The following is an 11,178-nucleotide window of genomic DNA, read 5'->3' as shown; positions in this document are numbered from 1 at the left end:
TCGGCAGCGGGCCCGCCGTACGGACCCGCCCGCCGGGCCGGTACCGCCGCCCGTACCGGTGCCCGCCCGCCGGGACGGACGGCGCGCGGGCGCGGTACGGGCGGGGCGGGTCAACGGGCGGAGAACGTCAGGAGCCTCCGGTGTGCACCTGGAAGGCGGCCCGGCGCACGGCCTTGGCCAGGGCCGGATCCGGGTGCGCGGCGGCCAGGGCGACCAGGACCTGGACGGTACGGGGATGGCCGACGGCCCGGACCTCGTCCAGCAGGGCGGGCACATTGCCCTGCACGGCCGAGTCGAGATGGCGGACCAGCAGATCGCTCTCGCCGTGGTCGGCGACGGCCGCCGCGGTGTCCACCCAGAGCCAGGTCGACTCCTCGCGGGTGAGGACATCGGCCGCGTCGTCCGGGTCGGCGCCCTCGTACTCCGCCAGCCAGAGGAGGGCGTAGGGACGCAGCGAGGGCTCCTCGGCCGCTGCCCGTACGCCCGCCTCGGCCGGCGCGCCGACGACGCGCAGCGCCTCGAAGGCCAGGCCGCGCAGGAGCGCGTCCTCGCCCCGGGCGACGGTGAGAAGCTCGGTGACGGCGCTGCCGACGGTCCGGGCGGCGAGCCAGGCACGGTATTCGGCGCGGGCCGGCCCCGGGGTGAGCCCGGCACAGCCGCGCAGCATGTGCTGGGCGGACTGTTCGATATTGCCGGCGGGGCTCTGGGCGGCGACACAGATCTGTTCCAGCTTGACCCAGACCGCCCAGTTGCCGAGCGGGGTGAGCGTCGCCTGGCCCCTGCCCAGGGTCAGCGCGCCGACGGCGGCCAGACCTTCGAGGGCCCAGTCGAGCAGCGGAGGCAGCAGGATCTCGTCCGGAGGCTCGGGAGCCGTGGGCCCGGCGGGCGCGGGCCCCGGCCCGTACGGGACCTCGCAGCGCTCCTCGTGGAGCTCCGCGACGCGCTGCCGCAGCAGATCGAGCAGGGCCGGTACGGTCACGGGCCCGGCCGAGAGCTGGAGCAGCGAGAGCACCTGGGGGACGGCCTCGACGACCTCGGCGACCGTGGAGGTCTCGACATCCTCGGGAGCCGGATGCACCAGCGACCAGGCGTCGAAGAGGGCCACCCAGCCGCGCTGGACGGCGCTGTCGTCGCGGTCCCAGGCCTGGAGCCGCCAGCCGGGCCGTACGGTGCCGCCGTGCAGCTCGACGAGCCCGGCCAGCCTGGCCCGGTCCCAGCCGGCGCGCACCTGCTCCGGAGTCAACTCCAGCGCCGCGGCGGCCCGTTCCTGCGCGGAGGCGCCGAAGGGACCGGCGCCGGAGCCCCGGTCGACGGCGGCCCAGCGGGCGATCCGTACCGCGTCGGCGAGGACCTCCCTTGCCTGGCGGGCCAGCTCCGCGGTGGGCGGAGTGCCCTCGGGCGGCCGGGGTGCCGGCCGGTTGCGTCCGTCGGTCACGGCCCGTCGGGCCGTGGTCAACGGCCGCGGGCGGACGAGTCGGAGTCTGGAGTTGCGCGCCAATTGCTCATCAGGCTTTCGGGACGTCACGGGAGCAGTCTTCCCGGTGACCGCCCGAAAGCCCAAACGGAACCCGTTCCGTCGGCACCGGAACGCGGACGGGGGCCGCCGCGGACGGGCCTGGACCAGGGCGGGGACGGAACGGAAGAGACCTGTCGGACGGCTACATGAGAGGGATGAGGAAGCGGCGCAGCGCCTCCTCGTAGCCGGTCGGATCGGCGTTCCACATCGCGGCGTGCGGAGCGTGCGCGACGGCGTGGAGTCCGATCAGCCCGGGGCGCAGGGCGGCGAGCTCCCGGGAGGGATCCCAGGAGGCGAGGGTGTCGTCGGGGCCGTGGACGATCAGGGTCGGGACGTTCAGATTGCTCGGGTCGGCGGCCTGGAGCAGCCGGCCGCCATGGAGTCCGGTTCTGCCCTGGGCCGCCCTGACGGCGAGCGGCAGCAGCGCGCCGGGGGTGCGGCGGGCGGTGGCGAGGGCCTTCAGGGTGGCCTCCCAGTCCAGTACGGGCGAGTCGAGCACCAGCCCGGAGATCCGCTCGCTGTGCGCGGAGTTGGCGGCGGCGTGCAGGGCCATCGTGGCGCCGGTGGACCAGCCGTAGAGGATCACGCGCTCCGCGCCGTAGCGGACGGCGTGCTGGATCGCCGCGTCGAGGTCGCGCCACTCGGAGTCGCCGAGATGACCGAGGCCGTCCGGGGAGGGCGGGGCGCCGGGATCGCCTCGGTAGGCGGGATCGAGCACGGCGACCTGGAGCCCGGCGAGCAGCTCCATCACGTTGAGCGGATGCTCACGGGTGGTGCCCAGGCCGTGCACGGTGATCACCCAGGTGTCCCGCGCGCCCGGCACGAACCAGGCGGGAAGGAAGCCGAGTTCGCCCGGGATCCGCTCCTCCCGGTGGTCGATGCCGAGGGCGGTGGTCGGGTCGCCGGTGTGGACCTGCGGGGTGAGGCGTACGCGCATGCCCGGGACGAGGGTGCCGTGGCCGACCCGTTCCAGTCTCCGTACGACGGTGTCGGGCGGGTGCCGTACGCCCTCCAGGACCGGTCCGACGACCGCGTGGAGACCCCGGCTCTCGATCCCGTACACCCCAGGACGCAGAGAGGCGAGACAGCGGGTCAGGGTGATCTGGCCCGCCGCCGTGGCGTGCACGGTGAGCCTCGGATCGCCGGGCAGGGGCCGCCTGGGGGACGCCTTGAGCGCGGCGTCACCGGCGAGCCGGCCGGCCGCGACCGCGGCCGCGCCGACGCCGATCACGGTGGAGACGGCCGCTGCCGTCGCTGTAGCGGGACGCACGGTCCCAGTGTCGTCACCGCCGCCCGGCCCGGCCACCGGGCGCGGTCCGTCGGGGTACGGGGACGGGACGGGGAGCCGGGCCGCCGGTCGGGTCAGGGCCGCTGTCCGTAGCCCTTCAGTTTCTCCCCGGCCTCCCGGAGCTGCGCCTCGGAGAGCAGCGAGGGCGTACGGCCCGGCACGGCACTGGCGGTGAGCCAGAGACGGCACATCCACTCCAACTGGGCCGTGCGGTCGTAGGCCTGGGCGAGAGTGGCGCCGTAGGTCACCGTGCCGTGGTTCTGGAGCAGACAGCCCGTGCGCCCGCGCAGGGCGTCGAGCATGCCCGCCGCCAGTTCGTCCGTCCCGTACAGCGCGTACGGAGCGACCCGGACGGGTCCGCCGAACGCCGCCGCCATGTAGTGGATCAGCGGCAGCTCCGGTACGAGCGTGGAGACGGCGGTGGCGTGCACCGCGTGGGTGTGGACCACGGCCGCCGCCGAGGTGTGCCGGTAAACCGAGAGATGCAGCGGCAGCTCACTCGTGGGGGTGAACCGGCCGAGGACCTGGCGGCCGTCCGGATCGACACCGACGGCGTCCTCGGGACCGAGCTGTTCATAGGGAATTCCACTCGGCGTGACCAGAACGAGTCCGCCGACGCGTACCGAGACATTGCCCGAGGTGCCGACGACCAGCCCCTCGGAAGCCGTTCTGCGGGCCGTGTCCACCAGGTCCCGCCAGGCCCGGTCGATCGCGTCCTGATTCTTCTGATCGGTCATACCGCGATCCTGCCAGGAGTGTCCGGCGGCCCGTACACCCGTTCTCCGGATCATCGGAACAGAATCACGCGGCGTCAGTTCGAGACACCGTGAAGACCTCTTGAGTTCATCTCTCGTTCACCACGACTCCCTACGTTCACCGGGGCCTCCCTCCGTCGAACGATTGCCTGGGTACATGGAACACCTCACACTGCTGCTCGCGATCGTGATCGTGACGGCGCTCGTGTTCGATTTCACAAACGGTTTCCATGACACCGCCAACGCGATGGCGACGACCATCTCGACGGGGGCCCTGAGGCCCAGGACCGCGGTGGCCATGTCCGCCGTGCTCAACCTGGTCGGCGCGTTCCTCTCCGTGGAGGTCGCCCGGACGATCTCCGGCGGGCTGATCAACGAGAACGGCATCCGGACCGAAGTGATCTTCGCGGCGCTCGTCGGCGCCATCCTCTGGAATCTGCTCACCTGGCTGGTCGGTCTGCCGTCGAGCTCCTCCCACGCCCTCTTCGGCGGGCTGATCGGCGCCACTCTGATGTCCGTCGGCACCTCCGGGGTCAACGGCGGTGTCGTCGTCACCAAGGTGCTGATCCCCGCGCTCGCCGCGCCGGTCGTCGCCGGTCTCGCGGCGCTGCTCGCCACGAGACTGACGTACCGTATCGGCCGCCGTACGGACGACGGCGCGACGGCCAAGGGCTACCGCGCGGGACAGATCGCCTCCGCCGGTCTGGTCTCCCTCGCGCACGGCACCAACGACGCGCAGAAGACGATGGGCGTCATCACGCTGGCGCTCGTCACCGGCGGCGTCCTCGCTCCCGGCTCCAATCCGCCGCTGTGGGTCATCGTCTCCGCGGGCACGGCGATCGCGCTCGGTACCTATCTCGGGGGCTGGCGCATCATCCGCACCATGGGCACCGGTCTCACCGACCTGAGGCCGCAGCAGGGCTTCGCCGCCCAGACCAGCGCCGCGACGGTCATCCTGGCCTCCTCGCACCTCGGCTTCTCGCTCTCCACCACCCAGTCCTGCTCCGGCGCGGTGATGGGCGCGGGACTCGGCCGCGAGGGCGGTGCGGTCCGCTGGTCGACCGCCACCCGGATGTTCATCGCCTGGGGACTGACGCTGCCCGCCGCGGGGCTGATCGCGGCCTGCGCGGAGTTCCTCACCGGCCAGGGCGGTTGGGGCGTCCCGGTCGTCGCCGCGCTGCTCCTCGCGTGCTCCGGCGCGATCTGGCTCGCCTCGCGCCGCCGCCCGGTCGACCACACCAATGTCACCGACATGGACGAGGCCGGATTCCCGGGCGCGGAGCCCGCCGGTGTCCTGGCCGACGGCCTCACGGCCGGTACGGCCCAGGATCTGTCGACCACCATTCCGTCCCCGCCGGGCAGCTCCGGCGAGACGGCCCGGACAGCCGCGGTCTGACTCCCCGCGGTCCGGACCACACGTCTGAATCCACCGCGACCTGAATCCACCGCGGTCCGTACCGCCGCGGTCTCAAGGAAGAGCGAACGTATGAACATCGACTGGGCAGCGCTCGGTTCCGTCTTCGGTGTCAGCCTCGTGGCGACCGTCGCCCTCGTGGGTCTGTTCACCCTGGGCGTGGTGGGGCTCGCCAAGCGGGAGTCGGGCCCGGCGGCCCTGACGCGCGCGGGCGCGTACGCCTGCTTCGCCCTGTGCGCGGCGGCCGTGGCGTACGGGATCTGGCTGATCGTCGCGTGACCCGCGCCTCACCCCCTCCCGTCGCAGGTCAGCGATGAGTTGACGGGTGTTCGCGGGCGTGGTGGACTGCCGGGGCCATTTACGGCGGCAGAAGAGGAAGCCGGTGCGAATCCGGCGCGGTCCCGCCACTGTCACTGGGAGCCTCTCCCAGGAGCCAGGAACTCTCGCCGCCGCACCACGTCGAGCCGGGGCGCGGACCCTGAGTGAGGACATTTCGCCATGCCTGGCAGCGGTTCGGCCGTCGTGCGCGGCGGCGGTTCGGCCGCCGGGCGGACCTTCGCGTACGGCGCGGCCCTGGGACTGCTCGGGGACCGGGTGTTCGCCGATCCGCGCCGAGGACATCCGGTGGCCGCGTTCGGGCGGGCGGCGGGGGCCGTCGAGCGGGCGCTGTGGCACGACCACCGCGGCTGGGGCGCGCTGCACACCCTGGTGTGCGCCGGAGGCGCCGTCGGCCTCGCGGTCGTCGCCGCGCGGAGCACACAGGCGGCGGGGATCGAGCGGGCCCTGCCGGGCGTACGAGCCACGAGCGAGGGCCGGACCGCCTCCGTGGCGCTGACCGCCCTGGCCACCTGGTCCGTCGTCGGCGGCACATCGCTCGGCCGGGAGGCACGCGCCATCGGCGCGGCGCTCACCGCCGGGGACGTCGAGCGGGCGAGGGAGCGGCTGCCACGGCTGTGCGGGCGCGATCCGCAGGCGCTGGACGAACAGCGGATCGCCCGTGCCGTCGTGGAGTCCGTCGCCGAGAACACCTCGGACGCCGTCGTGGGCGCGCTGGTGTGGGGAGCGCTCGCGGGCGTCCCCGGGCTCGTGGGATTCCGGGCGGTGAACACGCTGGACGCGATGGTGGGTCACAAGTCCGCCCGCTACCGCAGATTCGGCTGGGCGTCGGCCCGGCTGGACGATCTGGCCGGCTGGCCGGGGGCCCGGCTGACCGCCGCGCTGGCCGTGCTGGCGGGCGGCGATCCCCGCGCGGCCCTGCGGGCGGTACGGCAGGACGCGCGGAAGCATCCGAGTCCCAACGCGGGTCCGGTGGAGGCGTCGTTCGCGGGCGCGCTGGGCGTACGGCTCGGCGGGACGCTCGCGTACGGCGGACGGGTCGAGCACCGGCCCGTACTGAACGGCGAAGGGCGGCCCGTGGAGACCGCGGACATCGAACGGGCCGTACGGCTGTCGCGCCGGGTGAGCGGATACGCCCTCGCGGTCTGTGTCGCCGGCCGGTTCGCGTACGGCGCGATACGCCGCCGCACGACCGGCACCGGAAAGGGACGCGGATGAGCCGGAACGGGCGGGGGCGCGGCGGAGGTCTGCTGGTGGCCGGGACCACCTCGGACGCGGGCAAGAGCGTCGTCACGGCGGGGATCTGCCGGTGGCTGGTACGCCGTGGGGTGAAGGTCGCGCCCTTCAAGGGACAGAACATGTCGCTGAACTCGTTCGTGACGCGCGAGGGCGCGGAGATCGGACGGGCGCAGGCGATGCAGGCCCAGGCGGCCCGGGTGGAGCCGACCGCGCTGATGAATCCCGTCCTGCTGAAGCCCGGCGGCGACCGCAGCAGCCAGGTGGTGCTGATGGGACGCCCGGTGGGCGAGATGAGTGCCAAGGGATTCTTCGGAAGCTCCGAAGGCCCTTCGTCCGAAGGGCTGCCGTCCGGCGGGCTCTCCTCCCGGAACGTGCTGCGCGGCGGACACCGGGAGGCTCTGCTCGGCCCGGTCCTGGAGTGTCTGGAGGAGCTGCGCCGCACCCATGACGCCGTGATCTGCGAGGGCGCGGGCAGCCCGGCCGAGATCAATCTGCGCCGTACCGACATCGTGAACATGGGCATCGCCCGGGCCGCGGGGCTGCCGGTGGTGGTGGTCGGTGACATCGACCGCGGCGGGGTCTTCGCCTCGTTCTTCGGTACGACCGCGCTGCTGGGCCCGCGGGACCAGGAGCTGGTGGCGGGCTATCTCGTCAACAAGTTCCGGGGCGATGTGTCCCTGCTGGAGCCCGGTCTTGAGATGCTGCGCGGCCTGACCGGCCGGGCGACGCTGGGAGTGCTGCCCTGGCGGCACGGTCTGGGCATCGACGAGGAGGACGGACTGCGCGTCTCGCTGCGCGGCGCCGTGCGCGAGTCCCCGGTGACCCGGCCGTACGGCGAGGAGGTGCTGCGGGTCGCGGTCTGCGCCGTACCGCTGATGTCCAACTTCACCGATGTGGACGCGCTCGCGGCCGAACCGGGCGTCGTCGTGCGGTTCGTGGACCGTCCCGAGGAGCTGGCCGACGCCGATCTCGTGGTGGTGCCCGGCACGCGCGGCACGGTGAGGGCGCTGGCGTGGCTGCGGGAGCGCGGGCTCGCCGACGCGCTCGCCCTGCGGGCCGCCGAGGACCGTCCCGTGCTCGGGATCTGCGGCGGCTATCAGATCCTCGGTGAGCACATCGACGACGAGGTGGAGTCACGGGCGGGCGCCGTGGCCGGGCTGGGGCTGCTGCCCGTACGGGTGCGGTTCGCCCGGGAGAAGACCTTGGCCAGACCGTCCGGGACGGCCCTCGGCGCGTCGGTGGAGGGGTACGAGATCCATCATGGCGTCGCCGAGGTGCGGGGCGGCGACGCCTTCGTCTCCGACGCGGACGGACGCGCGCTGGACGGCTGCCGGGTGGGCGCGGTCCAGGGCACGCACTGGCACGGCGCGCTGGAGAGCGACACGTTCCGGCGGCGCTTCCTCACGGAGGTGGCACGGGCGGCGGGCCGGCGTTTCGTTCCGGCGCCCGGCACGAGCTTCGGCGCGCTGCGCGAGGAACAGCTCGACCTCCTCGGTGACCTCATCGAGGAGCACGCGGACACGGACGCGCTGCTGCGGCTGATCGAGGACGGCGCGCCGGCCGGGCTGCCCTTCATTCCCCCGGGAGCACCGTGACCACCGACGCCGTACGGACCGCCGGCGCCGTACGCGAAGACGCCGTACGCGAAGACGCCATGACCCCGTTCGAAGGCGCCGTACCCGAAGGAGCGATCAGCACATGAGCACCCCTTATCCGTTCACCGCCATCGTGGGGATGGACGATCTGCGGCTGGGCCTGCTGCTCAACGCGGTCAGTCCGGCGGTCGGCGGAGTCCTCGTACGCGGCGAGAAGGGCACGGCGAAGTCCACGGCCGTACGGGCCCTTTCCGCCCTGCTGCCGGAGCTGGCGGTGGTCGCCGGGTGCCGCTTCGGCTGTGATCCCGCCGCGCCCGACCCGCTGTGCCCGGACGGACCGCACGAAAGCGGTCCGGGTGTCTCCAGGCCGCCGCGGATGGTCGAACTGCCCGTCGGTGCCTCCGAGGACCGGCTCGTCGGCGCGCTGGACATCGAGCGGGCGCTCTCGGAGGGCGTGAAGGCCTTCGAGCCCGGACTGCTCGCGGACGCGCACCGGGGCGTGCTGTATGTCGACGAGGTCAACCTGCTGCACGACCATCTGGTCGACCTGCTGCTGGACGCCGCCGCCATGGGCGCCTCGTACGTGGAGCGCGAGGGCGTGTCCGTGCGGCACGCCGCGCGCTTTCTGCTCGTCGGGACGATGAATCCCGAAGAGGGCGAGCTGCGACCGCAGTTGCTCGACCGCTTCGGGCTCACCGTGGAGGTCGCGGCCTCGCGGGAGCCGGAGCGGCGGGTGGAGGTGGTACGGCGGCGGCTGGCGTACGACGACGATCCGGCCGCCTTCGCGGCGCGCTGGGCCGACGAGGAGAGCGCGCTGCGGGCCAGGATCGTCGCGGCCCGCGCACTGCTGCCCGAGGTACGGCTCGGCGATGCCGCGCTGCTCCAGATCGCCGCGACCTGTGCCGCCTTCGAGGTGGACGGGATGCGCGCGGACATCGTGATGGCGAGGACCGCGACGGCGCTGGCCGCGTGGGACGGGCGGAGGGACGTGCGCGCCGAGGACGTACGGCGGGCCGCGCTGCTGGCGCTGCCGCACCGGCGGCGCCGCAATCCCTTCGACGCGCCCGGGCTGGACGAGGACAGGCTCGACGACACGCTGGAACGGTTCAAGGGCGAGGACGACGACGACCCGGACGGCGGCGGGGACGACGGCGGCTCCGGTGGCCCGGACGGGCCCGGTGGCGGGGGCGTTCCGCCGCAGGGCGGTCCCGAAGCGTCCGACACGCCGAGGGAGTCCGGGGCGGGACGGGACGACACGCCCGTGGAGCCGGGGCCGGAGTCCGAGCGGGAGCCGGAGCCGGCAGGCGGGCCCGGGAGCACGGAGAGGAGCGCCGGGGCGGGCGCCGGGGCCGGGGCGGGTGAGCAGCCGGCCGTACCGGCCGCCGAGCCGTTCCGCACGAAGACGCTGAGCGTGCCCGGTCTGGGCGAGGGCGCCGCCGGGCGCCGCTCCCGGGCCCGTACCGAACACGGCAGGACGACCGGGTCCCGCAGGCCCCGGGGCGCGCTGACCAAGCTGCATCTCTCGGCGACCGTGCGGGCCGCGGCCCCGCACCAGCGGGCGCGCGGACGCGGCGGTCCCGGTCTGCTCGTCCGCAAAGACGATCTGCGGCAGGCGACGCGCGAGGGACGCGAGGGAAATCTCGTGCTGTTCGTGGTCGACGCCTCCGGGTCGATGGCGGCCAGAGCGCGGATGGGCGCGGTCAAGGGCGCCGTGCTCTCGCTGCTGCTGGACGCGTACCAGCGCCGCGACAAGGTCGGTCTGGTCACCTTCCGGGGCAGGGCGGCCGAGATCGCGCTGCCGCCGACCTCGTCGGTGGACGCGGCGGCGGCCCGGCTGGAGTCGCTGCCGACGGGCGGGCGCACACCTCTCGCCGCCGGGCTGCTCAAGGCCCATGACGTCCTGCGGGTGGAGCGGATGCGCGATCCCGCGCGCCGTCCGCTGCTGGTGGTGGTGACGGACGGGCGCGCCACGGGCGGCCCCGATCCGGTGGCACTGGCGGCCCACGCGGCCCGGCTGCACGCGGCGGAGGGAACGGCCTCGGTGGTCGTGGACTGCGAGTCGGGGCCGGTACGGCTCGGTCTGGCCGGTTCGCTCGCCGCCGCGCTCGCGGGCACGGCCGTCACGCTCGACGAACTGCGGGCCGACAGCATCGCCGGCCTGGTCAGGGACGTACAACAGGTCGGTGCCGACCACCGGCGTGCCGGACACAACGATCGCTCCAGGAGGGCCGCGTAATGCCGCAGGGACAGCCGGAGACCGTGCCGGACGACGGTCTCACCACCCGCCAGCGCCGCAACCGACCGCTGGTACTCGTGCACACGGGCACCGGCAAGGGCAAGTCGACGGCGGCGTTCGGGCTCGCGCTGCGCGCGTGGACGCAAGGATGGCCGATCGGCGTGTTCCAGTTCGTGAAGTCCGCGAAGTGGAAGGTCGGCGAGGAGCGTGCGCTGACGGTGCTGGGGGCCAGCGGTGAGGGCGGTTCCGTCGCCTGGCACAAGATGGGCGAGGGCTGGTCCTGGGTGCAGCGCGACAGCCAGCTCTCCAACGAGGAGGCGGCGCGCGAGGGCTGGGAGCAGGTCAAGCGCGATCTGGCGGCCGAGACGCACAAGCTGTACGTCCTGGACGAGTTCGCCTATCCGCTGCACTGGGGCTGGGTGGACACGGACGAGGTGATCGAGGTGCTGCGCGACCGTCCCGGGACCCAGCATGTGGTGATCACCGGGCGCAACGCACCGGCGAAACTGCTGGACTTCGCGGATCTGGTGACCGAGATGACCAAGGTCAAGCACCCGATGGACGCGGGCCAGAAGGGCCAGCGGGGCATCGAGTGGTGAGCGTTCCGCGACTGGTCGTCGCCGCGCCCGCCTCCGGCAGTGGCAAGACCACGGTCGCGACGGGGCTGATGGCGGCCTTCTCGGAGCGCGGTCTCACCGTGTCGCCCCACAAGGTGGGGCCCGACTACATCGATCCGGGTTATCACGCGCTGGCGGTGTCCGGCGACGGCCGGGCCCGTCCCGGCCGGAACCTCGACGCG

10 protein-coding genes and 1 riboswitch are annotated in these 11,178 nt (G+C 73.7%); of the genes, 7 read left to right on the top strand and 3 right to left on the bottom strand.

What is annotated here, in order from left to right; genetic code table 11:
• Nucleotides 1-127 precede the first annotated feature (127 nt).
• The 3 genes from BFF77_RS00195 to BFF77_RS00185 all read right to left on the bottom strand — a co-directional run bounded on the left by BFF77_RS00195 (nt 128) and on the right by BFF77_RS00185 (nt 3,541).
• Entirely contained in the window at nt 128-1,525 is a 1,398-nt protein-coding gene (locus BFF77_RS00195) for a hypothetical protein (protein ID WP_425424321.1), read from the bottom strand.
• A 133-nt stretch (nt 1,526-1,658) separates the two neighbouring features.
• A complete protein-coding gene (locus BFF77_RS00190) occupies nt 1,659-2,786 on the bottom strand; it encodes an alpha/beta hydrolase family protein (RefSeq protein ID WP_066942482.1) in 1,128 nt (375 codons plus the stop codon).
• Between the two features lie 92 nt (nt 2,787-2,878).
• Nucleotides 2,879-3,541 (bottom strand): class II aldolase/adducin family protein, encoded by a 663-nt coding sequence (locus tag BFF77_RS00185; protein WP_066942478.1) that lies wholly within the window; start codon nt 3,539-3,541, stop codon nt 2,879-2,881.
• 175 nt (nt 3,542-3,716) lie between these two features.
• Here BFF77_RS00185 and BFF77_RS00180 point away from each other — a divergent pair, with 175 nt between their 5' ends.
• The 7 genes from BFF77_RS00180 to BFF77_RS00150 all read left to right on the top strand — a co-directional run.
• Complete coding sequence (locus BFF77_RS00180; protein ID WP_066942476.1) at nt 3,717-4,955, top strand: inorganic phosphate transporter; 1,239 nt, start codon at nt 3,717-3,719, stop codon at nt 4,953-4,955.
• 90 nt (nt 4,956-5,045) lie between these two features.
• Nucleotides 5,046-5,252 (top strand): hypothetical protein, encoded by a 207-nt coding sequence (locus BFF77_RS00175; RefSeq protein ID WP_066942474.1) that lies wholly within the window; start codon nt 5,046-5,048, stop codon nt 5,250-5,252.
• Nucleotides 5,253-5,297: 45 nt separating this feature from the next.
• A riboswitch (cobalamin riboswitch) is annotated at nt 5,298-5,438 on the top strand.
• Between the two features lie 33 nt (nt 5,439-5,471).
• Nucleotides 5,472-6,527 (top strand): cobalamin biosynthesis protein, encoded by a 1,056-nt coding sequence (locus BFF77_RS00170; protein ID WP_066942472.1) that lies wholly within the window; start codon nt 5,472-5,474, stop codon nt 6,525-6,527.
• On the top strand, nt 6,524-8,143 hold the full coding sequence (locus tag BFF77_RS00165) for a cobyric acid synthase (protein ID WP_066942469.1): 1,620 nt from the start codon (nt 6,524-6,526) through the stop codon (nt 8,141-8,143). Before BFF77_RS00170 ends, BFF77_RS00165 begins: the two co-directional genes overlap by 4 nt.
• Before the next feature lie 103 nt (nt 8,144-8,246).
• Complete coding sequence (locus BFF77_RS00160) at nt 8,247-10,379, top strand: putative cobaltochelatase (RefSeq protein WP_066942467.1); 2,133 nt, start codon at nt 8,247-8,249, stop codon at nt 10,377-10,379.
• Nucleotides 10,379-10,978 (top strand): cob(I)yrinic acid a,c-diamide adenosyltransferase, encoded by a 600-nt coding sequence (cobO, locus tag BFF77_RS00155; RefSeq protein WP_066942464.1) that lies wholly within the window; start codon nt 10,379-10,381, stop codon nt 10,976-10,978. Before BFF77_RS00160 ends, cobO begins: the two co-directional genes overlap by 1 nt.
• Nucleotides 10,972-11,178, top strand: a 207-nt coding sequence (locus BFF77_RS00150) for a nucleotide-binding protein (protein ID WP_483855202.1), incomplete at its 3' end; no start/stop codon positions are given. The genes cobO and BFF77_RS00150, both read left to right, overlap by 7 nt.

It is taken from the genome of Streptomyces lushanensis (assembly GCF_001700515.1).
In the GTDB taxonomy this organism is placed as follows: Bacteria; Actinomycetota; Actinomycetes; order Streptomycetales; family Streptomycetaceae; genus Streptomyces; species Streptomyces lushanensis.
Note: the sequence above shows the minus strand (reverse complement) of the source record. Positions and strands in the feature narration are given on the sequence as shown.